At 40.5% G+C, this 21665-nt stretch carries 26 protein-coding genes; 19 read left to right on the top strand and 7 right to left on the bottom strand.

Translation table 11 applies throughout. The features are described from left to right. Positions 1 to 37: 37 nt before the first annotated feature. On the bottom strand, positions 38 to 619 hold the full coding sequence (locus H9631_RS01320; RefSeq protein WP_191809471.1) for an LOG family protein: 582 nt from the start codon (positions 617 to 619) through the stop codon (positions 38 to 40). A 166-nt stretch (positions 620 to 785) separates the two neighbouring features. Here H9631_RS01320 and H9631_RS01315 point away from each other — a divergent pair, with 166 nt between their 5' ends. The 8 genes from H9631_RS01315 (at position 786) to H9631_RS01280 (ending at position 7210) form a co-directional block, all read left to right on the top strand. Continuing rightward, positions 786 to 1718 (top strand): DMT family transporter, encoded by a 933-nt coding sequence (locus tag H9631_RS01315; RefSeq protein WP_191809438.1) that lies wholly within the window; start codon positions 786 to 788, stop codon positions 1716 to 1718. Between the two features lie 31 nt (positions 1719 to 1749). Beyond that, the gene (locus tag H9631_RS01310) at positions 1750 to 1959 is read left to right on the top strand and encodes a hypothetical protein (protein WP_191809437.1); all 210 of its coding nucleotides are present in this window, start codon (positions 1750 to 1752) and stop codon (positions 1957 to 1959) included. A 67-nt stretch (positions 1960 to 2026) separates the two neighbouring features. Beyond that, complete coding sequence (locus H9631_RS01305; RefSeq protein ID WP_191809436.1) at positions 2027 to 2242, top strand: hypothetical protein; 216 nt, start codon at positions 2027 to 2029, stop codon at positions 2240 to 2242. Positions 2243 to 2260: 18 nt separating this feature from the next. Continuing rightward, the gene (locus H9631_RS01300; RefSeq protein ID WP_191809435.1) at positions 2261 to 2929 is read left to right on the top strand and encodes an RluA family pseudouridine synthase; all 669 of its coding nucleotides are present in this window, start codon (positions 2261 to 2263) and stop codon (positions 2927 to 2929) included. A 378-nt stretch (positions 2930 to 3307) separates the two neighbouring features. Continuing rightward, complete coding sequence (locus H9631_RS01295; protein WP_191809434.1) at positions 3308 to 4642, top strand: c-type cytochrome; 1335 nt, start codon at positions 3308 to 3310, stop codon at positions 4640 to 4642. A 1-nt stretch (position 4643) separates the two neighbouring features. Continuing rightward, positions 4644 to 5711 (top strand): cytochrome c class I, encoded by a 1068-nt coding sequence (locus H9631_RS01290; protein WP_191809433.1) that lies wholly within the window; start codon positions 4644 to 4646, stop codon positions 5709 to 5711. 87 nt (positions 5712 to 5798) lie between these two features. Beyond that, positions 5799 to 6647, top strand: coding sequence for an SDR family oxidoreductase (locus H9631_RS01285; protein ID WP_191809432.1), 849 nt, complete (start codon positions 5799 to 5801; stop codon positions 6645 to 6647). 131 nt (positions 6648 to 6778) lie between these two features. Further along, entirely contained in the window at positions 6779 to 7210 is a 432-nt protein-coding gene (locus H9631_RS01280; protein WP_191809431.1) for an acyl-CoA thioesterase, read from the top strand. A 198-nt stretch (positions 7211 to 7408) separates the two neighbouring features. On the opposite strand, the gene H9631_RS01275 is transcribed toward H9631_RS01280, so the two are convergent. Continuing rightward, positions 7409 to 7828: a hypothetical protein gene (locus H9631_RS01275; RefSeq protein ID WP_191809430.1), complete on the bottom strand. Its 420-nt coding sequence runs from the start codon at positions 7826 to 7828 to the stop codon at positions 7409 to 7411. A 215-nt stretch (positions 7829 to 8043) separates the two neighbouring features. Here H9631_RS01275 and H9631_RS01270 point away from each other — a divergent pair, with 215 nt between their 5' ends. Continuing rightward, on the top strand, positions 8044 to 9114 hold the full coding sequence (locus H9631_RS01270) for an NCS2 family permease (RefSeq protein ID WP_191809429.1): 1071 nt from the start codon (positions 8044 to 8046) through the stop codon (positions 9112 to 9114). A gap of 15 nt (positions 9115 to 9129) precedes the next feature. Beyond that, positions 9130 to 9681: a phosphoribosyltransferase family protein gene (locus H9631_RS01265; RefSeq protein ID WP_191809428.1), complete on the top strand. Its 552-nt coding sequence runs from the start codon at positions 9130 to 9132 to the stop codon at positions 9679 to 9681. A gap of 191 nt (positions 9682 to 9872) precedes the next feature. Here H9631_RS01265 and H9631_RS01260 read toward each other — a convergent pair whose 3' ends face one another. Both H9631_RS01260 and H9631_RS01255 read right to left on the bottom strand, forming a co-directional pair. After that, on the bottom strand, positions 9873 to 10097 hold the full coding sequence (locus tag H9631_RS01260; RefSeq protein WP_191809427.1) for a hypothetical protein: 225 nt from the start codon (positions 10095 to 10097) through the stop codon (positions 9873 to 9875). A 4-nt stretch (positions 10098 to 10101) separates the two neighbouring features. Continuing rightward, positions 10102 to 10422, bottom strand: a complete 321-nt coding sequence (locus tag H9631_RS01255; protein WP_120118876.1) for a YbjQ family protein — start codon at positions 10420 to 10422, stop codon at positions 10102 to 10104. 130 nt (positions 10423 to 10552) lie between these two features. Here H9631_RS01255 and H9631_RS01250 point away from each other — a divergent pair, with 130 nt between their 5' ends. After that, entirely contained in the window at positions 10553 to 12757 is a 2205-nt protein-coding gene (locus H9631_RS01250) for a YhgE/Pip domain-containing protein (RefSeq protein ID WP_191809426.1), read from the top strand. Positions 12758 to 12899: 142 nt separating this feature from the next. After that, a complete protein-coding gene (locus H9631_RS01245) occupies positions 12900 to 13067 on the top strand; it encodes a hypothetical protein (RefSeq protein ID WP_191809425.1) in 168 nt (55 codons plus the stop codon). A 91-nt stretch (positions 13068 to 13158) separates the two neighbouring features. On the opposite strand, the gene H9631_RS01240 is transcribed toward H9631_RS01245, so the two are convergent. Next, positions 13159 to 13269, bottom strand: coding sequence for a YjcZ family sporulation protein (locus tag H9631_RS01240; RefSeq protein WP_160707056.1), 111 nt, complete (start codon positions 13267 to 13269; stop codon positions 13159 to 13161). Between the two features lie 609 nt (positions 13270 to 13878). Between H9631_RS01240 and H9631_RS01235 the strand changes: the two genes are divergently transcribed. Then, entirely contained in the window at positions 13879 to 14679 is an 801-nt protein-coding gene (locus H9631_RS01235; protein WP_191809424.1) for an ABC transporter ATP-binding protein, read from the top strand. A 39-nt stretch (positions 14680 to 14718) separates the two neighbouring features. Here the strand turns inward: H9631_RS01235 and H9631_RS01230 are convergent, their stop codons facing one another. After that, positions 14719 to 15336 carry a YktB family protein gene (locus H9631_RS01230; protein ID WP_191809423.1) on the bottom strand — a complete coding sequence of 206 codons (618 nt, stop codon included), beginning with the start codon at positions 15334 to 15336 and terminating at the stop codon, positions 14719 to 14721. 229 nt (positions 15337 to 15565) lie between these two features. Beyond that, positions 15566 to 16684 (bottom strand): M50 family metallopeptidase, encoded by a 1119-nt coding sequence (locus H9631_RS01225; protein WP_191809422.1) that lies wholly within the window; start codon positions 16682 to 16684, stop codon positions 15566 to 15568. 233 nt (positions 16685 to 16917) lie between these two features. Here H9631_RS01225 and ruvA point away from each other — a divergent pair, with 233 nt between their 5' ends. From ruvA to yajC, 6 genes are all read left to right on the top strand, one after another. Then, positions 16918 to 17538, top strand: coding sequence for a Holliday junction branch migration protein RuvA (gene ruvA, locus H9631_RS01220; RefSeq protein ID WP_191809421.1), 621 nt, complete (start codon positions 16918 to 16920; stop codon positions 17536 to 17538). 20 nt (positions 17539 to 17558) lie between these two features. Next, entirely contained in the window at positions 17559 to 18560 is a 1002-nt protein-coding gene (gene ruvB, locus H9631_RS01215; protein WP_191809420.1) for a Holliday junction branch migration DNA helicase RuvB, read from the top strand. Next, a complete protein-coding gene (locus H9631_RS01210; RefSeq protein WP_191809419.1) occupies positions 18557 to 18763 on the top strand; it encodes a DUF2905 domain-containing protein in 207 nt (68 codons plus the stop codon). Before ruvB ends, H9631_RS01210 begins: the two co-directional genes overlap by 4 nt. Positions 18764 to 18766: 3 nt before the next feature. Continuing rightward, entirely contained in the window at positions 18767 to 19795 is a 1029-nt protein-coding gene (queA, locus tag H9631_RS01205) for a tRNA preQ1(34) S-adenosylmethionine ribosyltransferase-isomerase QueA (protein WP_191809418.1), read from the top strand. A 204-nt stretch (positions 19796 to 19999) separates the two neighbouring features. Then, a complete protein-coding gene (tgt, locus tag H9631_RS01200) occupies positions 20000 to 21139 on the top strand; it encodes a tRNA guanosine(34) transglycosylase Tgt (protein ID WP_191809417.1) in 1140 nt (379 codons plus the stop codon). A gap of 30 nt (positions 21140 to 21169) precedes the next feature. After that, entirely contained in the window at positions 21170 to 21430 is a 261-nt protein-coding gene (yajC, locus tag H9631_RS01195; RefSeq protein WP_191809416.1) for a preprotein translocase subunit YajC, read from the top strand. The last annotated feature ends 235 nt before the right edge of the window (positions 21431 to 21665 follow it).

Raw genomic sequence — 21665 nt, 5'->3', positions numbered from 1 at the left:
CCCTGAATGTGTATTTTCAAAAAACAAGAACGGATATTTATGTGCGGTCTTCTGTCAAATATGTTTTTACATTTGGCGGCTCATAGGAATCAAATTGGTCCAGTAAATTGGCGATTTCTACATCAACCAGCGCCATGTCCCGGAACTTTTCGTCCAAAAATTTTTCTTTTAGCATGTGCTGGTATAGGGTGATGAGAGGGTCATAATATTGATTGATGTTTAATATGCCGCATGGTTTTTGATGGAGTCCGAGCTGTGACCATGTATAAATTTCAAAGAATTCTTCGAGTGTTCCGGGGCCTCCTGGGAGAGCGATGAATCCATTCGCAAGGTCAGCCATCTTTGCTTTTCTTTCATGCATGGAATCAACAATGATAAGCTCAGAGAGGCGGGGATGGACAATTTCTTTTCTTTTTAAAAACTCAGGCATAACGCCGATGGCCTGTCCGCCATTTTCAAGCACTGAGTCTGCAACAGCCCCCATAATACCAACACTGGCTGCTCCATAAACAAGGGTTATATTTCGTTTGGCCAATTCTTTTCCAACAGCTTTGGCTCCTTCTATATATGCGTCGGAAGCACCGGGTCTAGATCCGCAAAAGACTGCAACTGATTTTATCAATAGATAAAGCCTCCTTTTAATGGAATTATATAAAATAACCAATATTTTGTTAAACTTAAGGTATTCTTATATCTATAAATTTATTCAAAAGCTTTGATGGACATGACGATATTCATTTGGTATGACTGAACTGTTTTGTTGGTCAGTAATGGGGAGTGAAATAATGCAACAGGAGAACAAACAAACGACCAGTATATATTTTTTATTATTATTAGTTCCTTTATTTTGGGGTGGAGCTTTCGGTGCGGCTAAGCATATCATCACAGAAGTACCGCCGATTACAACCGCCGCATTTCGCTTTGGACTGGCAGGCCTATTTTTATTTGCAATAGCTTGGTTCAGGTCAGAATGGAACAGTAAAAAAATAAAGGAGCAATGGCTGGCCCTGCTTTTGATGGCATTGACAGGGATTTTTGGATATAATGTTTTTTTCTTTATGGGGCTGGAGTACACATCTGCCGTGAATGGATCATTAATCGTTGCTACGACACCCGTTTTTGTTACGCTCGGTGCTGTTCTGTTTTTGGGGGAAACATGGAGTGTCCGTTTAGGGTGTGGGCTTATTATATCATTAACAGGGGTCTTCCTTGTCATTATTAATGGGTCTTTTCAAACATTAAAGGAATTACAATTTAATGCGGGAGATTTGCTGTTTATTGCTGCTCTTTTTTGTTGGGTCATCCATGGTTTGATTGGAAAAGTCGTCTTGGCAAAAGTCTCTCCTTTTTTGACAACAACCGTAACAACGATTGTTGGCTCCATTTTTCTTGTATTGCTCTCTTTATTGGAAAAAGGATGGGGGAAGGTTTTTAGCATGTCATACCAAGCATGGGGTGAGATGGCATTCATGGTTTTTTGTGCCTCTATTGTTGGCTTCTTCTTATGGAATAAAGGGATTCAGAAAATCGGAGCCAGTAAAGCAAGTATGTATATGAATCTTGTACCAATAAATGCTGCGTGGATCGCCTTTTTCCTCTACGATGCCTCCATCGGCTGGCAGCAAATCGTTGGAATGCTGATGGTCATATTTGGAGTCTATGTGTCCACAGCGAATCAACATAGGAGAAAGAAAATAAGAATAAAAAAAGCAATATGAGGGCGGAGTAGATCTTATAGATCAATTACTAATGAAATTTAGAGCATTTGTTCAAAGGAAAAAGACGGAAAAGCTTACAGTTGTACCAATTGAATACGAAGACGATACATATCAGCTTCTTGTTGCGGGAAGCGGGGAAGAGGCTGGAAAGATCGTTATTGATGAAAACGGACTGTTAAAGAGATTTGTGGAATTCGGTGAGAAAAGGTTATTTATGGTCAAGTCAAAAGAAGAGAATTAGAATAGTTGAGAGATTTCTTAACGAGATTTTTCCGGCTCCTGTTCAGAAACTCCACCTGTCATATATAATGGATGCTGATGATTTTTACATAGTCGATTATGTACAAAAAGATGATAAATTAGGTCTTTCTTTTTCTATAGGTGAAAATAGAATTGTTTTGGATATGACAAATGAATTGGGGAATGTAAAGGTAGTTCAACCGGAGGAACTTTTTAGCTTGCAGAAACGCTTGAGCCTAGGATTGTTGATTCTTCAGACTTGGAAGAATTCAAATAAGCATTGAAAGGATTTTGTTGTGCAAATGAAGATTCAAATTTTGTATGAGGACAATCATCTGCTCGTGGTAGAAAAACCAGTAAATCTACCGGTGCAGGAGGATAATAGTGGTGATAAGGATTTGCTTTCGGCGTTAAAAGAAGATATTAAGATTCGCTATCAAAAGCCAGGAAATGTATTTCTCGGACTCGTACATCGTCTGGACCGACCGGTGGGAGGTGTGATGGTTTTTGCAAAAACCTCTAAAGCAGCTTCCAGATTGTCTGATGCAATCAGGAGGCAAAAATTCGAAAGGACATATCTTGCTGTTGTGAGGGGGATTCCACAGAAAGAAGCCCGGCTCGAGCATTACTTATATAAAGATCAGCGAAATAATATTGTTAAGGTGGTTCCTGCTACTCATAAGCAGGGAAAAAAGTCGATTTTGGAATATAGAGTTCTAGCCAGCTCTGAAAACCTCAGTCTGTTGTCTGTAAGACTGCTTACAGGGCGCTCCCACCAAATACGGGTACAGCTTTCAACTATTGGTCATCCTTTGTATGGGGATCAAAAATACGGACAGAATGTTAATCGTCCTGGACAGCAAATAGCACTGTGGGCGAATACGCTTGAATTTGAGCACCCAACGAAAAAAGATACGGTCAGATTCGAATCAAAGCCACCAAAAGAGTATCCTTGGGAATTGTGGCAATGATTAAAGTAAATGTAAGATGTTAACTTGATTCAATAGAAGTCTCCGACTTTTGTAAGTGGTGAGATACAAGCATATCGGTATCCCATTCAGCGGGGGCAACCCCGGCTGAATAAAGTTAAAGCCTCCGGCGGATGTCACAGATTTTCAGCAAATGTATCGAGCATAAACTTGATACAATCTGGGTTCAAACATGCCAAGGAGCATTTGATCTGATGCTGTCTACGGAGCATACTGCTCCATAGGCGGCATTTCTTTTTCGCTGATCATGTTATTCACACTTACATCAAAGAATAGCCCAATAACAGTCAATCCAATTTAACAGATACCACACAATGCTCTCTTATGATGAAATGGAGAACATCAAAGGGAGGGACCTGCATGAACTTTCCAGTTGTAGAGTTCCCGTGGCTGGGAAATGGAACTGTCATTGCCATCATCGCTATTATTCATGTCATTATTAGTCATGGAGTGGCTATAGGGATCACAACGCTTATGGTAACTGCGGAATATCGTGCAATACAAACAAATAACGAGCCATTAAGGAATTTGGCAAGAAAGCTTAGTAAATGGGTATTGATCTTAACTACAACAATTGGAGCCATTACAGGTGTTGGAATTTGGTTTTCAACGACAGTGATTCAGCCTGACTCTATCGGCTCATTGCTGAGGATCTTTTTTTGGGCGTGGTTTGTTGAATGGCTTGTCTTTGTTACTGAAGTTGTGCTGCTCATTATTTACTATTACACATGGGATAAGTGGGAAGGTGCTAAAAGGATTATCCATAACCGAATCGGTGTTGCACTGGCAATATTCTCATGGATCACTGCTGCCATCATTACAGGTATTTTATCAGCAAAACTTACACCAGGCAGATGGACGGAAACCTTATCTTTTTGGAATGCTTTCTTTAATCCTACCTATTTGCCGTCTTTAGCTTTCAGGACATTTCTTGCTGTAATGCTGGCGGTTGCACTTCTATCTTTTCCAATAAAGATTTTTGTCAAGAACAAGTCGCTTCAAGAAGATGTATTCAAGGTTTTGGGCTTTTGGACAGCCATTTGTTTGCCAGGAATATTAATCAGTGGACTTTGGTATTTACAGAGCATTCCCTCGGAAGCATATGACATGATTGTCTGGTCAACAGGAATGACTGATCAAGTGTTTAAGGTTATGAACCTTTTGGGACTATTTGCTTTTGTAATTTTTGCCTTCTGGATGGTCATGAAGCCGAAGAAGCTGCCGCTTATTTTATCCATCGCCATATTTGGCACCTCAATGGCATTTATCGCAGAATTTGAAGCAGTACGCGAGTCAGTTCGAAAACCATATATTATTTATGACTATATGTATGCCAACGGTGTTTTGGCAAAAAATGAGGAACTGTATAAAAAAGAAGGGTATCTTAAGCATTCTACTTTTTCAACAGTCACAGAGATAACGGAGGATAATCGGGCTGAGGCTGGGATGGAGCTATATAGGGGGCAATGCATGTCTTGCCATACAGTGGACGGTTGGAGAGAGAAGCGGGCATTTAAACAAAGGCTTGACGGATGGGATGAAGAAAGCATTGCCTCGTATATCCAAACTCTCCATGAAACAAGACCATTTATGCCGCCATTCGTAGGTACTGAAGATGAATTGGATGCATTGGCACATTATTTGGCTGAAGTAACTAAAAAAGAAGCGGCATCCACAGCATTGGAGGGAAAATGATATGTTGCAATTATTCTCCATCATACCGAAGGATATAGAACTAGTTATTCCAGGAAACATTGGTTTTTTCGAAGTGTTAATTGTAGTAAGCTTTCTGATGCACATTTTGTTTGTCAACATTACGGTGGGCTCTTCAACCCTTGCAGTATATCAAGAAGTAAAAGGAATATGGAAAAAAGAGAAGGTATTTGATGAGTTTGCTTTTCAATTGGCGAATCATACATCTATCCTAAAAAGTATTGCCGTCGTATTAGGAGTAGCGCCTCTTTTACTTATCAGTGTCATCTATACGCAATATTTCTACCCCTCAACGCTGTTGATTGGTAAGGCTTGGCTCTCACTTCTTATTATTTTAATTGTCGCTTTCTTGATTCTGTATATGTATAAATTCCTATGGAGAAAAATGGACAAAGGTGGAAAGAAAACTCTGCATGTTTTGTTAGGAGCAAGCGGGAGCCTGCTATTGCTATTTGTTCCATTGATTTTCATTGTGAATGTTGTATCTATGCTATACCCGGAAATGTGGGCAGGGTCAAAAGGATTTTTTCATGGATTATTCTATTATCCTCAAATCTGGCAGCGGTATTTTCATTTTATTTTGTCTAGTTTTGCAGTTACGGGAATTTACCTCTATTTTTGGAATAACAGACTGCAGAAAAAACTGAAAAACCAATCCATGGAAATAAATGAAAGACAGGAAAAGTTCATAGTCTATGCACATGGGAAAAGGTTGGGTCTGCAAGTCGCGATTTGGACAACCTTACTGCAGCTTATTTTCGGCACCCTCCTATTAATTAGTTTTGAACGGCCAATTATGATGCTGTATATGGGAGAGGATCTTCTACTAACAACACTGTTACTAGTTTCGATTCTTTTGACCTTGGTCTTGGTCTTTTTCCTCTATCAATTGCAGCGGCATGATGTAAAACGATATCTCATGCTTTCATTGACGACCTTTCTTGTTGTGCTATGCTTGATGGGTTGGATGCGTCATGAGTTAAGAGAAACCTACTTGCAGCCGTATATTGACGAGAATCCACGAACTGCAAATGACATTGAGAGCAACTAACCACTTTTAGACAGAAGGGGAATTTCCCCTTCTTTTTTCATTTATAATGATAGGGGAGGTTCAAATAAGTTAAGCGAGGGAATAGAAATGAACAGTCAAACAGTATTGATCACTGGTGCATCCAGTGGTTTTGGACTGCTAACCGCAATTGAATTGGCAAAGCAAGGCTTCTTTGTCATTGCAACAATGAGACATATGGAAAAGTCAGCCTATATTAAACAACTGAGCAAGGAGGGTCAGGTAGAAGAAAGACTGGAATATTTACAGCTAGATGTAGCAAGCACAAAATCTGTAGAGAATTTCTCGCGGTTATTGCAGGACCTTCCTCCAATTGATATTTTAATAAACAATGCTGGCTTTGCGCTTGGCGGCTTTTGCGAAGAAGTCAGTTTGATAGAATATAAAGAACAATTTGAAACGAATTTCTTTGGAGTGATTTCTGTTACGCAAGCTGTTCTTCCGTATATGAGACAACGCAAAAAAGGGAAAATCATTAATATGAGCAGTATTTCGGGGAAAGTAGGATTTCCGGGACTATCTCCATATGTTGCTTCAAAAAATGCTTTAGAAGGCTGGAGTGAATGTTTGCGGCTAGAATTAAAGCCACTTGGAATAGATGTTGCTTTAATTGAACCGGGGTCGTTTAAAACTTCGATTTGGTCAACTGGTAAGAAAATAGCCGAGAAATCCAAAGCTGATGATTCTCCTTATGGCCAATATATGAATGCCATAGAAAGCGAACTGGAACAAGGGCAAAACAAACTAGGAGATCCTGAAGAAGTTGTCCGGCTGGTAGTAGAATTATGCAAGAAAAAAGATATAAGAAAACTCCGCTATCCTATCGGCAGTGGGATGAAAACAACATTGTTTCTAAAAAATATATTACCTTGGACAGTTTGGGAAAAAGTGTTTTTTAAGAAATTAAAAATAAAATAATGCTATTTTGAGATTCAACTCGAATGATGATTGAGTAGTAACGGTCAATTCTGGGTTGTTTATTATTGGATCGTATAATAATATGAATGAATGTTGGAAAAGGTAAATATTAGAAAAAAAGAGGAGATTATATGGAGAAAGTCATTTCGTCAAACGTTTCAAGAACTATTCAGACAAAGCTTGTATTGCCGCCAGATACAAATCATTTAGGCACTATCTTTGGTGGAACTGTTTTATCCTACATAGATGAAATTGCTGTGATTGCGGCGATGAAGCATTCGAAGAAAACTGTTGTGACTGCCGCAATAGATACTGTTAACTTTGTATCCTCTGCGAAAAGTGGTGATATTCTATCATTGGAGGCGTTTGTTCTGTCCACAGGCAACACATCCATGAAAGTGTATGTCAAAGTCGAAAGTAAAGATCTGGAAACTGATCAGAAAAAACTTACAACGACCTCTACAGTTACTTTAGTTGCACTTGATGCAAATGAAAAGCCTACCCCAGTGCCGAAAGTAAGCTTGGAATCCGACTGGGAAAAGGAACTGCTGTTAAAGCTCTAAAAAAGCATTTGAAATAGATCAGTCGAAGAAAACGAGTTTATTCGTTTTTCTCCGGCTGATTTTGTGCTTTCAGTGACCTTCGCAATCGTGCTTGTTTTTAGATGGGGCATAAGAAGGGCACCTTTCCCATCGTGCTCATTTGAATGGAGTAAAATAAAGAACGGGCATACTAAACCCGTCCTCTGTCTGGACGCTTTTTTAAAGTACCTCATTGAAGATTAGTTGATCGTTTGTCAAATCAATTATTTTCAGACGTTTGTCATGTTTTATGTAAATACTTTTAAATTTTTTATTATTGGTTTGATCTCCCAAAAAAATCACTCTTTTATTTGGATTGTCAGTTTGAACAATCTGTTCAAACTCATCGCTTCCAATTTCTTCGAAAACGACCGGAAGCTCCATATAATTATTTTCATTTTCAACAGCAGAGTTATCATCAGATTCTTTATCTGATAATTCAGTACTATTATCCTCGGTTTGTTGTTGCTTGTTTTCCGGTTCTACTGATTGTACGGCTTCACTTTCTTCAGCGTTCGTCGCATCCTTTGCCGGATCATTCTTTTCGGTACATCCTGCTAATAAAAGGACACTTAAACCTAAGATGAGTAAGTTTTTCATAATACAACACTCCAATCTAGCCGAAAAAATTTTTGAGCACCGAACTATTATAGTTGCACTTTTTTAATAAAGCCAAAATAAAGGCTTATATTGGACGAAAAAAAAATATTGGAAATTTTATCAAAGGGCTTGAAAAAAATGTCGAAACCGTACAATGTTTATTGTTATTGTATTAACGTTCGTATTTTATCTTGAATAAAGGAATGGAGTGTATTATGGATATTTTCAAAGACATATTGGCAGCATTAAGTGTAGTACTGAATGGACTTCCACAGGGGCTCCTAGCATTAACCTTCGGTTTTGCTTCGGTACCAACAGCTCTTGCATTTATAATAGGTGCAGGAGGAAATGCAATCATGGGCTCTGTTCCGGTTATTTCCTATCAGGCGGAAACAATCACGCTGGCTGGAACAATGGGTAAAAACATGCGTGAACGGCTTTCTATGATCTTTTTTGGTGCCTTGATTATGGTGCCGATCGGCTTATTCGGGTTATTGGAGAAGATTGTTGACTGGATTGGACCTGTCATCACAAGCGGGATGATGGCGGGTGTTGGTATTATGTTAACTAAAGTGGCCTGGGATATGGCGAAAAACAATCAGCTGATTGGGATTACGTCTTTTGCCAGTGCTCTGATTGTATATATGGCAACAAAGGATCTTGTTTATACGATAACCGTTTCAGTTATTCTTTCAAGCATCGTCTATTATTTTCTTACAAAAAACAATAAAGCTGAGTTGAAAAAACCGGAGAAGGAAAGACTTGTCCGTCAAAAATTAGTTCTTAATCCAATGGTAATCCGCGGAGCGTTGGCAATGGTATGTTTGAACATAGGGGCAAATATCGCTTTTGGTAAAATAAATGGTGAAATTGCGCAAACCAATGTCAATGTTGATGTACTGACTGTGATCAGCAGCTTGGCAGACATGGTATCGTCATTTTTTGGCGGCGCACCGGTTGAGGTAGTCATTTCAGCAACTGCTAGTGCTCCACATCCTGTTTGGTCAGGTGTTCTGATGATGGTGATTATGGCTGTTATTTTATTTGCCGGGCTACTTCCTAAAATCGGGCGATTTGTACCAAGTGCTTCTATAGCAGGATTTTTATTTGTCTTAGGTGCCATTGTTACATTGCCTGGAAATGCTACTGCTGCATTTTCTACTGGCGAGGCGGCTTCTGGTCTTGTCGGTGGAATCACAATGGTTGTCACGGCGATTACCGATCCATTTCTTGGCATGCTGGCAGGATTAATTATACAATTTTTAATAGGACTATTTGGTTTTTAAGGAGATGGTTAAAAAATGGAGACTTATACATTAACGATTGGGGATATAAAAAGGGAGTTGCCGATAGTTGCTGTATCGGATGAACTGAGTATTGCAAGCTTCGTTATTTTGGGAGATACAGAGCTGGTCTCATACACTGCACCAATTCTCGCAAGTAAATTGCCAGAAGTAGATGTTTTGGTTACAGCAGAAGCGAAGGGAATCCCACTTATATATGAATTGTCAAAGCAGCTTGGCATGAAGCAGTATGTTGTTGCACGAAAAAGCATCAAACCTTATATGGAAGCCCCTCTGATCAACGAAGTGGAGTCCATTACTACTCAGAAAAAACAGATACTATGCTTGGACAGTGACGATGTTCAGCAGATCAAAGGAAAAAGGGTGGCTATTATCGATGATGTAATCAGCACAGGGCAGTCCGTACGTGGATTGGAAGAGCTGGTTGTTCAGGCAGGCGGTACAGTTGCTGCAAAAGCTGCTATTTTAGCTGAAGGAAATGCAGCGGGAAGAGAAGACATCATCTACTTGGAAAAATTACCGCTATTCAGAAACAAGGCTTTAAAATAATGTAAGGAAAAGGCGTCAGCTGAACAATTTGCTCAGAGGCGCCTTTTTTATTTGAAAAGCTGGGAGTCTACAGTATTACCAAGCAACAGGAGGGTGGCGTCTTGAGTCTGCTGACGTCACAAAGGTCCCCTAGGCAGTATGATCACTGAGCTAAGGAACCTCTTTATCCAAATTTGCTTTTTGCTGAATCGCTATTCTTCTTTGTAAAATCGCTCACCGGTTTCAGGGTTATAGTAAACGGTCAATTTTTTATTTGTTGTGGGGTCGATGGAGATTTCATTCGTCCGCTCGAAACCATCCGGGACTTTACGCCCGTGTTTCTTTTTAAAGCGTTTGTCCCATATGAACCATGAAATGATGATTAAAAAAATGAATATTAATATCTGGAGCCCATAAAAGCTGATGATCCACTTCAACTAATTAGACCTCTTCCACAATTACCGCTGTTCCATACGCGATGATTTCACTCATATTTTGCCCGATTTCCCCTGAATCGAATCGCATCATTGTTACTGCGTTGGCTCCCATCGCTCTTGCATTTTCCACCATCCGGTCAATGGCTTGTTTCCTGGCATCCTCAAGCATTTCCGTATATTGGCTGATTTCTCCTCCCAACAACCCCTTGAAAGATGCTACAATATCCTTTCCAACTCCTCTGGCCCTTACTGTGATTCCGAACACTGGGCCTTTTGTTTCAACGATTTTGTGATTGGCAATATTTTCAGTTGTTACGATAAGCATATTTTCTCGCATCCTCTCGATATGATATATTATCTTTGTTACGGATGAAAAACATTTAGGTTTCAAATAATTTTATGCAGTTAATTGGTCAGAATATTAACCAACATCATCCAAATAGAAAGGGTATCTTATGAATCGAATTTTTACGAGAGATCTTAAGAACATCAGTACAAATTGGGCGGCTGTCATTATTATTGGCGGTCTTATCTTTCTTCCCTCCTTATATGCATGGTTGAATATTGCGGCGATGTGGAATCCTTATTCCCATACCGATCAAATCCCTGTGGGCCTTGTTAATGAAGATAAAGGGGCGGTCGTAAGAGATCAGTCTATTGATGCCGGAAAAGAACTGGTGAATGAGCTGAAAGGAAACAAAGACCTGGACTGGCATTTTACCAATCGAAAAAAAGCGATGGAGGAATTGCGAAATGGGGATTATTTTGCTGTTATCATCGTTCCAGAGAATTTCTCCGAGAGCTTGGGTACTGTCATTTCGGATCATCCTAAAAAAGCGAAGATAGAATACTATGTCAATGAAAAAATGAACTCTATCTCCCCGAAAATCACTCAAAAAGGGGCATCCATGATTGTCGAACAAGTTAGCAGCAAATTCGTTGGTACTGTGAATGGAGTTATTTTTGAATTGTTTAATGAAATTGGGATTGAATTGCAGAAAGACTTGCCAGACATCAAACAATTTGAACAATACGTGTTCACTTTGGAAGAAGACCTTCCGGAAATTAATAAATTAATCAACGACTCACTGAAAGATGCTTCTTCCGCAGGAGAAATGATTAATAAAGCGCAGGGAATGATACCTGAAGCAAGGCAATTAACAAGTGACGGCCTAGATACAATTAATAAAACATCCGCTTTTTTATCAGATGCAGAAAAAAGGCTTCAGGAAATGGCGCCAAAAATTAATGCAGATATACAAAAGGTTCAAAAAGTCACTGCAGATATCAAAGATTTTCTTGGCAAGGTTCAAGGACAGGAGATTGATTTAAGTAAAGGCGACCAAATCAACGATCAGCTTCAGTCACAGCTGACGGAGGCAATAGGGACTCTTGGTACGATACAGTCTGCTTTGAGCGAGGCAAAAAAACTGAACAGCACCCAACAAAATCAAGATGTTGACCAAAATGAAGGTGAAAGCCAGAATAATATGCCTCAAATTGATCAAACCCAAATTGATTTGGCGATTGAAAAGACAGCTCAATTAAAAAATGACCTTCAGCAGGTCCAGACTAAAGCCGCTGAAATTAACGCGGTGCTTGAAGAGAAGAAGAAGGAATTTAATGAAACGATGGGGAGTCTTCAACAGCTGGCTGGAGATACTTCTGTGAAAATTGATGCTTTTGCAAAAGAATATAAAGAAAACATTGAACCAACTGTTATGAACGAAATTTCAAAGGCAATGAGAACTTTATCCGGTGCAAGAGAGATGCTGACGGAAATCCAGACTTCACTGCCTGAGGTTGAAAAAATATTGCAGAGGACGGATAAAAATCTAGGCAAAGGAACGGATGCTCTTGAATACGCGCATGGGGAATTTCCTTATGTAAATGAGAAGGTTCGTGAGCTTGCAGATAAAATCAGGAAATTACAAGGCGAAACGAATCTTAATGAGATCATACAACTGCTTTTGAATGATCCAAATGCAGAAAGAAGTTTCTTTGAAGAACCTGTGCAATTAAATGAAAACAAGGTTTTTCCTATTAAAAACTATGGAACGGGAATGACCCCATTTTATACTGTTTTATCAATATGGGTTGGAGCGCTTCTTTTAATATCGCTATTGTCAACTGATTTGAAAAAACATGAAGATTTTACTGGTAAACAAATATACTTTGGCAGGCTCTTCTCTTTTTGGAGCATAGGGCTTTTACAGACGTTGATTGTGGTATGTGGAGACTTGCTCGTTCTTGGGGTTCCTGTCCGTCATCCTTTTTGGATGATTCTGTTCGGTCTTTTTATCAGCCTTGTGTTTGTGGGAATCGTGTACACACTTGTGTCGGTCTTCGGGAATATTGGAAAGGCATTGGCGATTGTGATGCTTGTTTTGCAAATTGCCGGTTCAGGCGGAACGTATCCTGTCGTCTTGTTACCGGAATTCTTCCAAATCATCAGTCCGTTATTGCCGTTTACCTATGCGGTTGACCTGATGAGAGAAGCAACTGGAGGCATCGTTTGGCAATCGGTTATAAGGGATTTAATCGTCTTGGCTTTGTTCGGGCTGGCAGCCATATTGTTTGGAACATTCCTTAAAGAACCAGTCAACAGAAAAACGAGGGCTTTCCTCGACAAATCAAAAGAGGTTGACATTCTTCATTAAAAGGGGTCTGACCCCCGGTGCGTTAAAGTGCTAAAGTGGGGTCTGACCCCATTGTTAAGAAATGGTTGTTTTTTATGAAGTGAATCGGAAAACCTATAGATGCTCAAGTGAGCAAAAAAATTAAGTGGGCGGGTGACATAAGATGCGAAACAAAAAAGTTCAAATCTTGCCTATTATTGCTTCTGTTGGAATCGGAGCGGCTGCTTACAGTATGATGACAGGAAGGGGCGGGCAGCTCTCAAATATGATTCCGCAACTGTCTACCATGGGACAGGACAGAGGAAGAAATCAAACCCGTTCAATGGGATAAATGTCAGAAGCCAAGAAACGTCTTGCACATTCGTTTCTTGGCTTCAAAAATGTCCTGCCAGGACAAAATATCTGTTGTTTTTGTGTGCCGATTAGTACCCTCCATAACCACCGTAAAAAGTTCCAACAATGATTAAGAGGATAAATAGTACGACAATTAAAGCAAAGCCTGAACCATAGCCTCCTCCTGCAAAGCCCCCCATAGATAGCACCCCCTTACCTTTAGCCTTCATTATAGAATATGGGAATTCCTAACTCTGGTTAAGACAAGTAACCCGTTATGATAAAAAATATACGAATAAACTATGATGGTCCTTTAAAATTTCGGAAGATACAAAGTCAGCGACAATGATATACGTGAAAAAGGGCAACTGGTGATTTTCCAAAATTTAAAATCTGGTCATTTCCTATATTCATCACACTAGTGAGAGCAATTCTCAGGCCGATCGCATGTCCTCGTTTTTTTAGATCACTCTTTCCATAAGATTAATAAGGAAAAAATCCCCAAATAAATCAATGAAGATTTCGCTTCTTACTTGCATAAAATAGCCGGTAAAGGGGGATTACTCAATGGACAAAAAACAGGAATTCTTGATTATTTTTATAACATGTATCTTATTGGTTTTCACTTTGTATATATTTAGAGGATTCATCCCCATGGTGAGCAACAGCAATGACATAGGTATGATCGATATTAAAAAAATAAAATTTAGCCATATATAAAGATACCGTGGTATTAATTCATTTACACTTGTATCAAACTCTGCTACTGTAAAAATAACTTTTTATTCTGTAAAGTGGGGATGACAGGTATGGACACGATTTTATCTCTTGAAGGAGTTTCTTGGAAAAGAGAAGGAAGAGAAATCCTAAGCGGCATTGATTGGAGAATGCAGAAAGGGGAGCATTGGGGCATTCTTGGGCTGAATGGATCGGGTAAAACCTCTATTCTAAATATCATATCGGGCTACCAATTTCCTTCGGAAGGAAATGTAACGGTGCTTGATCATCAATTCGGAAAATCGTATTTGCCGGATCTTCGCAAGGAGATTGGCTTTGTCAGTAGTTCGTTAAACCGGTTTTCTCACATTATTGAGTACGAATCGATTGAAGAGATCATTGTAAGCGGAAAATTTGCTTCATTTGGCATTTATGAGGAGGTAGAAAAAGCTGATTGGGAAAAGGCAGATGAACTAATCAAAAGGTTCAGATTGGGACATTTGAAAGGGAAACCTTATCAGCTGCTGTCACAGGGAGAGAGAAGAAGGGTGCTAATAGCGCGCTCTTTAATGAATGATCCCAAATTATTGATATTGGACGAGCCATGTACAGGGTTGGATATTTTATCAAGAGAGCAAGTTCTGGCCTTGACGAAAGAAATTGACAGAAGCAACTGCAGCATCATTTATGTCACTCATCATATTGAGGAGTTAGTCGAGGGAATTACACATGTATTGCTGCTTAGTGATGGGAAAATAGTGGCGGCTGGACCGAAGGCAGAAGTATTAAAAGATACATTATTATCTGAGACGTTTCATCTTCCGGTTAATGTACGCTGGGAAGAGAACAGGCCGTGGCTTTCAGTCGCCCAAATTGCAAAAGTCAATATGTAAAAAAAACGAAAAGCCGGCTGCGTGTCCGGCTTTTCGTTTTTAAGCATAACCTAGCTTATAGATAGGGATAAGTGTTTCAAAAGTATCCCTTGCCAATGAAATGAATTTGTCACCATCTTGGACTATCGGATCATCAGCCGCGATATGCCTTCCGATGAGAAATTCCGCTTTTTTTACATCGCGGAAACGTTCAAGTGTCTTTTTTAGATCTATTTCTTTGAGTGTAACAGCATCCTTTTTCATATGATCCATGGAGATAACAAAATCGCCAGGGACTTTCTCCTGGATTTCAGCCATATGGTTCAGGAATTTTTCGGCAATCTCACTCTTGCCAGGCAGCTCATATATATAAGCAAGCCAGAGAAAAGCATGGTCATCAAAAAGCCCAACTTGAAAGTGAGGGTGCTTCTTATATCCCCGTTTGTTATTTGCAATGGCCAGCCAAGTGTCTTGAGGTGGATTCACTGTTCTTCTGGCATGCTTAGCAATATGTAAAAACATTTCAGTTCCAATCATAGAACTTAAATCAGAAGTTAAAGCTTCTCCAATCATTTTAAACTTCGGCTGAATTCTACTTTGGATGGCTGCCATTCTTTCATCCAGGCCGTCAATGTGAAAGGTCTGAAAGTCATTTTCTGTAAAACCGTCAAACTGCATTCGATAACCCCTCTTTCATTAGATATTGTATAGTTTACCAAATTTTTCACTATGTATAATATATTTGCGTTTAAAATAAAAAACGAGTGTTTTGTCAGGGGCATGATCAAGAGTGTTGACTGTCATTTTTGATCGGGGCAATTAAACTTCTGTTGCTATTCATCAGCCTGCTTGATGAGAGGCTTGTCCTAAAAAAGCAAACGGGACAACCCTAGTAAAATCATTAAACTTACAACTTTGAAGCTCGTATCTCTTCAATTCGCTTCTTTTCATAATGTCCTTCTAAATAAAGTGAATGCCATTTGCCAAGAATTTTTTCCACCACATCTAGTTCCTTCATCATTGTATTGCGATTATTATCAAGATACGCTGTATAGGCATCCCTAAAATGCCGGGTGACTTTCTCGGTGGTGCCAATCACGGCCAACTTTTCACGAATCCCAGGTTCTTCTTTTAAATTATCGGACTGATGAAGAATATGGATCATGGCAATATCCGCCATATCCTGAAGGGGATCCACCTTCTGACTGCGTGTTCGGAATGCTACTATCCGTCCAATTGCTTCGGCATTTGCGGCTTTTTCCATCATCAAGTAATGGGAAGCCAGCGAATAGAAAAGAGCTCCGGCAATGGGATGATCCGAATGATTTCGGACAGCTTCCTCAGCAGCTTGAACCGTTTCAGGCCGCCAATCCGTTCCTTCAGGATCTTCCTGCATCATTCGATAACTTAATAAGACGAGCTCCTTTCCAGGTTGCTTCCCTGAGAGCATTGCGAGCAGGCGCCCATCTGTCTGCATGCCATTGTTCTCTGTTGGAATCAGGTTAATGGAGCCAAATAGCAGGTTAATCATACCGAATGTAAGCAAGATTCCTGATGGCAGCTTTGTATAGACAAGGAGGATGGCGATAACTGCAGTGAGTAAGTTCACTAATGGACCACCGAGAATGTAAAGCTTCAATTTTGGAATTAAATCCTTATCTGTAAGTCTATCAGGAAAACGAAGCATCGCCCGCCCCATATACCCTAATGCAGGCATTTGGAATAAAATTAACGTCCTGTCCCCAGAACGGACATAGACAAATGGACCGATACTTATGTTCATAAAAACCATGCCGGCCGCTTTTCCGGCGACTGCATGGCCGCATTCATGGATAATAAGGGCAATGAATATACTCACAAACATGGCCGCGCTGATTACCAACATGTTTTTTGCATCAATGACAACATCATATTTGTATAAGTATGGGAGGAAGACCGGCCAGAGTCCGATTCCAATAGTCAGACCTAAAACTAGCTGTTTCCAGTTTCTTTTTTTCGGATTCGTTGAAGGTTCTTCCTGTTTCATGTCTGCTAGACTCCTCCTTTTTATTAAATCAATCCACGACCCTGATTCCATATATACGGCTTGAAGTACTTCCAGGTTTCATCTACTAATTATATTCATGGATGGATTCGGATAAAGTTGGCTTTTTAAAAAACTTTGATGTTAAATAGGTTAAGAACATATGTTGTTTTTTGTATAATGATAAATGAATTATATGTTACAATGATGGTTAGTATGAAAGAGGAGAGAAACCATTGTACGAATACATCAAAGGGACTGTAGAACATATTGGTCCTGAATATATTGTGATAGAAAATAATGGAATCGGCTATCAGATTTTGACGCCGAATCCTTTCCTTTTTTCAGTGAAAAAAGGTGTGGAGACCGTCATCTATACATATCAGCATGTGCGGGAGGATATTCTTGCACTTTATGGCTTTGGAACGAATACTGAAAGGGAGATGTTCAAGAAGCTAATCAGTGTTTCCGGAATTGGTCCTAAAGGTGCCTTGGCCATCTTGGCATTCGGGGAGCCAGAACAAGTTATTCAAGCAATTGAAATGGAAGATGAGAAGTTTTTGACCAAGTTTCCCGGAGTGGGTAAGAAAACGGCCAGACAGATGATTCTTGATTTGAAAGGGAAACTGCATGATGTGCTGCCGGAAGGAATGCTGGAAGCTGCCGCAGATGTTAGCCAGAAAGCAGAGGGGGCGGTTTCAGACGGTTTGGTTGAACTGGATGAAGCGATGCTTGCACTTGCAGCATTAGGATACTCTGACCGGGAGTTGAAAAAAGTACGTCCTAAACTGGCAAAGGATGTTCTGACTACAGATCAATATATTAAAAGTGCACTTCAAATGCTTCTGAAACAATAACATGGAAGGAGTGATCATGGATGGAGGAAAGGGTGCTTTCTGGAGAAGCGTCTATGAATGAGGTATCTTTTGAACAAAGTCTCCGTCCGCAGTCGCTTTCCCAGTATATCGGCCAGGACAAGGTGAAAAGTAATCTGTCCATCTTTATTGAAGCGGCAAAAATGAGAAAAGAAGCACTTGACCATGTGTTGCTGTATGGTCCGCCAGGTCTTGGAAAAACAACGCTGGCAGTGGTAATTGCCAACGAAATGGGCGTGAATGTAAGAACTACGTCCGGTCCTGCAATTGAGCGGCCGGGGGATCTCGCAGCTATCCTAACTTCACTTGAACCTGGTGAGGTTCTGTTTATAGATGAAATTCACCGATTGCCGCGTGCAATTGAAGAGGTTTTGTATCCGGCAATGGAGGACTATTGCCTGGATATTGTGATTGGAAAAGGGCCGGAAGCACGGTCTGTCAGGCTTGACTTACCCCCATTTACCTTAGTCGGTGCGACCACTCGCGCTGGAGCTGTTTCTGCTCCTTTGCGCGATCGTTTCGGAGTGTTAAGCCGATTAGAATATTATAATGATAAACAGCTCACCGACATTGTTGTCAGGACTGCTGAAATACTAGACACCCAGATTGAATGGGACGGAGCTGTTGAGATTGCGAGGCGTTCAAGGGGAACGCCCCGAATAGCCAATCGTCTCCTCAGGAGAGTGCGTGACTTTGCACAGGTACGTGCAAATGGTATCATTACACTTCAATTGGCTGATCAAGCACTTGAGCTGCTCCAGGTAGACAAGCTTGGACTTGATCACATTGATCATAAGCTTCTGAGAGGGATTATTGAGAAGTTCAGGGGCGGTCCTGTTGGAATTGATACAATTGCTGCTAGTATAGGGGAGGAATCGACCACGATTGAAGATGTTTATGAACCCTATCTTCTTCAAATCGGATTCTTGCAGCGGACTCCGAGGGGACGGATGGTAACGCAGCAAGTATATGAACATTTCAAATTGGAGGTGCCGCATCCTTGAATGGGATGGCGAAGCTTTTAATGATTGCCGGTGCAGTGATTTTTATTGCTGGGTTTTTAATACATTTTCTTAATCTTGGAAGGCTTCCCGGCGATATTGTAATCAAGAAAGGGAATGCAACTTTCTTTTTCCCTGTTATGACATCTATCATCATCAGCATCATTTTATCGGCAATCTTTTTTCTAGTTGGGAGGCTTAAATGAATTTTGAAAGTAGACATGTTTGATTTCAACCTGCCTGAGGCGTTGATTGCGCAGACACCGCTGGAAGATCGATCCTCAAGTAGGTTGATGGTATTAAATAAACAAACGGGTGAGGTAAGACACGAAACTTTTAGCAATCTGATCGATTATTTGAATCCTGGGGACTGCCTTGTTTTGAACGATACAAAGGTGCTGCCTGCCCGTCTGTTTGGAATAAAAACGGACACAGGAGCAAAAGTTGAAGTGCTTTTGCTTAAACAAATAAATGAAGATCGTTGGGAGACACTTGTCAAGCCGGCAAAGCGGGTTAAAAAGGGAACTGAAATCTCTTTTGGTGATGGCCGACTGAAAGCAGTTTGCACAGGAACCGAGGATCATGGTGGCAGGCAGTTTGAGTTTCAATATGAAGGTATCTTTTATGAAATTTTGGATTCGCTTGGGAAGATGCCGCTTCCTCCATACATAAAAGAACAGCTTGAAGATCAAGACAGATACCAGACAGTATACGCTCGGGAAAGGGGATCAGCTGCTGCTCCGACGGCCGGTCTCCATTTTACAAATGAAATTCTTGAATCTTTGAAAGTAAAAGGGGTTCATGTGGCATTTATTACCCTTCATGTAGGACTCGGAACATTTAGGCCTGTGAGTGTAGATAGTGTTGAAGATCATGACATGCATGTTGAGTTTTACCGCATGTCGGAGGAAACGGCTGCCCTTTTGAACCAAGTAAAAAAGGACGGTGGCAGAATTATTTCAGTAGGAACTACTTCTACGAGGACACTTGAAACGATCGCAAGGGCTAACGGAGGGGCATTTTTAGCTGGGAACGGCTGGACTGATATTTTCATTTACCCGGGATATGAATTCCAGGCCATTGACGGGCTAGTTACGAATTTTCATTTGCCGATGTCTACACTGATCATGCTTGTCAGTGCATTAGCTGGACGTGAATACATCTTGCATGCATACGAAACGGCTGTTCAAGAGAAGTACAGATTTTTCAGTTTCGGGGATGCTATGTTGATTATTTAACCTCATTTAGCAGAAGTCTCCGACTTCTGTAAGTGGTGAGATGAAAGCTTTTAGTATTCCATTCAGCGGGGTTCAAACCCGGCTGAAATAAAGTTAGAGCCTTCGGCGGCTGCCACAGATTTTACCGAGCTGTGCTAGAAAAAATTTGGGCGCAAATACGCCAAGGCGCATTTGATTAAGATAAAGAGGAAAGGGGGATGCTCATTGTCAGCAATTACATATGAGTTAATTAAGACATGCAAACAGACAGGTGCCAGGCTGGGAATGGTTCATACTCCACATGGATCGTATGAGACACCTATGTTTATGCCGGTTGGTACGCTAGCAACTGTCAAAACGATGAGCCCCGAAGAATTAAAAGAAATGGGAGCGGGGATTATCCTCAGCAATACCTATCATTTATGGCTGCGTCCTGGAGAAGATATTGTTGAAGAGGCTGGAGGGCTTCACAAATTTATGAACTGGGATCAGGGAATTCTTACCGATTCAGGCGGATTTCAGGTTTTCAGTTTAAGTGAATTTAGACAGATTGAAGAAGAAGGAGTGCATTTCAGAAACCATCTGAATGGAGATAAATTATTTCTATCACCTGAAAAGGCAATGTCCATTCAAAATTCCTTAGGGGCTGACATCATGATGGCATTTGATGAATGTCCACCATATCCGGCATCTCAAGAGTATATGAAAAACTCAGTGGAACGGACATCCCGTTGGGCTGAAAGATGCCTTGCCGCCCACAAGCGTCCCGAAGACCAAGGGCTTTTTGGAATTGTTCAGGGTGGTGAATATGAACACCTACGCAAACAGAGCGCAAGGGATCTCGTTTCACTTGATTTTCCGGGTTATGCGATTGGCGGTTTGTCTGTAGGTGAACCAAAAGATGTAATGAACCGGGTACTGGAATACACAACACCACTTTTACCGTCTAACAAACCTCGTTATTTGATGGGAGTGGGTTCTCCAGATTCTCTTGTTGATGGCGCGATAAGAGGAGTAGACATGTTTGATTGCGTCCTTCCAACACGCATTGCGAGAAATGGTACTTTAATGACAAGTAAAGGACGTCTCGTTGTGAAAAATGCAGCTTATGCAAGAGATTTTGGGCCGTTGGATGAAAATTGTGATTGTTATGCCTGCCGAAATTATTCGCGTGCCTACGTTCGCCATTTAATAAAATGCAATGAAACTTCCGGAATTAGGCTTACGACTTACCATAATTTATATTTTCTGTTAAAATTGATGAAGCAAGTCAGAGATGCAATCAAAGAAGATCGTCTCGGTGACTTCAGGAAAGAATTTTTTGAGCGCTATGGATTCAATCGTCCTGACGCAAAAAATTTCTAAATAAATGCAATCGAGAAAGGAGGAAAAACTTTGGGTACACTCGCCAATTTAACACCGTTCCTATTAATGATCGTCTTGTTTTATTTTCTGCTAATCAGACCGAACCAAAAGCGGCAAAAAGCAGTCCAAACGATGCAGAGTAATTTGCAAAAAGGGGACAAGATCGTCACAATCGGAGGCCTTCATGGTACGATTGATGCTATTGATGAAGGGACAATCGTCATTCTTTGCGGTGATGGAAGCAGACTTACATATGATCGCAATGCAATAAGGGAAGTTGTTCAATCTTAATACATAAAAAAGAAGCGCATTCGTTTGACGCTTCTTTTTTATATTGAAAATACTAAAGTTTACTACGACTTGCAGGCCCAATTAAGCTGGTGCGCCGCTCACACGGACACAAGAATGGCTAGCGTTAGCGAAGTGGCTAGTGCTATTGACGTAAGGATTTGGCCGGGTATTTTTTAAGCACAACTTCACCTTTTTCAGTGTTCGTCTAACTTTGTATCAATAAGCGACTATTCAA

Source organism: Bacillus norwichensis (genome assembly GCF_014836955.1).
In the GTDB taxonomy this organism is placed as follows: Bacteria; Bacillota; Bacilli; order Bacillales; family Bacillaceae_C; genus Siminovitchia; species Siminovitchia norwichensis.
This window is presented reverse-complemented; position numbering and strand designations above follow the sequence as displayed.

Coding starts and splice junctions, on each gene's coding strand:
- H9631_RS01315 (WP_191809438.1), top strand. CDS start 786: ATGCAACAGGAGAACAAACAAACGACCAGTATATATTTTTTATTATTA.
- H9631_RS01310 (WP_191809437.1), top strand. CDS start 1,750: ATGAAATTTAGAGCATTTGTTCAAAGGAAAAAGACGGAAAAGCTTACA.
- H9631_RS01305 (WP_191809436.1), top strand. CDS start 2,027: ATGGATGCTGATGATTTTTACATAGTCGATTATGTACAAAAAGATGAT.
- H9631_RS01300 (WP_191809435.1), top strand. CDS start 2,261: ATGAAGATTCAAATTTTGTATGAGGACAATCATCTGCTCGTGGTAGAA.
- H9631_RS01295 (WP_191809434.1), top strand. CDS start 3,308: ATGAACTTTCCAGTTGTAGAGTTCCCGTGGCTGGGAAATGGAACTGTC.
- H9631_RS01290 (WP_191809433.1), top strand. CDS start 4,644: ATGTTGCAATTATTCTCCATCATACCGAAGGATATAGAACTAGTTATT.
- H9631_RS01285 (WP_191809432.1), top strand. CDS start 5,799: ATGAACAGTCAAACAGTATTGATCACTGGTGCATCCAGTGGTTTTGGA.
- H9631_RS01280 (WP_191809431.1), top strand. CDS start 6,779: ATGGAGAAAGTCATTTCGTCAAACGTTTCAAGAACTATTCAGACAAAG.
- H9631_RS01275 (WP_191809430.1), bottom strand. CDS start 7,828: ATGAAAAACTTACTCATCTTAGGTTTAAGTGTCCTTTTATTAGCAGGA.
- H9631_RS01270 (WP_191809429.1), top strand. CDS start 8,044: ATGGATATTTTCAAAGACATATTGGCAGCATTAAGTGTAGTACTGAAT.
- H9631_RS01265 (WP_191809428.1), top strand. CDS start 9,130: ATGGAGACTTATACATTAACGATTGGGGATATAAAAAGGGAGTTGCCG.
- H9631_RS01255 (WP_120118876.1), bottom strand. CDS start 10,422: ATGCTTATCGTAACAACTGAAAATATTGCCAATCACAAAATCGTTGAA.
- H9631_RS01250 (WP_191809426.1), top strand. CDS start 10,553: ATGAATCGAATTTTTACGAGAGATCTTAAGAACATCAGTACAAATTGG.
- H9631_RS01245 (WP_191809425.1), top strand. CDS start 12,900: ATGCGAAACAAAAAAGTTCAAATCTTGCCTATTATTGCTTCTGTTGGA.
- H9631_RS01240 (WP_160707056.1), bottom strand. CDS start 13,269: ATGGGGGGCTTTGCAGGAGGAGGCTATGGTTCAGGCTTTGCTTTAATT.
- H9631_RS01235 (WP_191809424.1), top strand. CDS start 13,879: ATGGACACGATTTTATCTCTTGAAGGAGTTTCTTGGAAAAGAGAAGGA.
- H9631_RS01230 (WP_191809423.1), bottom strand. CDS start 15,336: ATGCAGTTTGACGGTTTTACAGAAAATGACTTTCAGACCTTTCACATT.
- H9631_RS01225 (WP_191809422.1), bottom strand. CDS start 16,684: ATGAAACAGGAAGAACCTTCAACGAATCCGAAAAAAAGAAACTGGAAA.
- ruvB (WP_191809420.1), top strand. CDS start 17,559: ATGGAGGAAAGGGTGCTTTCTGGAGAAGCGTCTATGAATGAGGTATCT.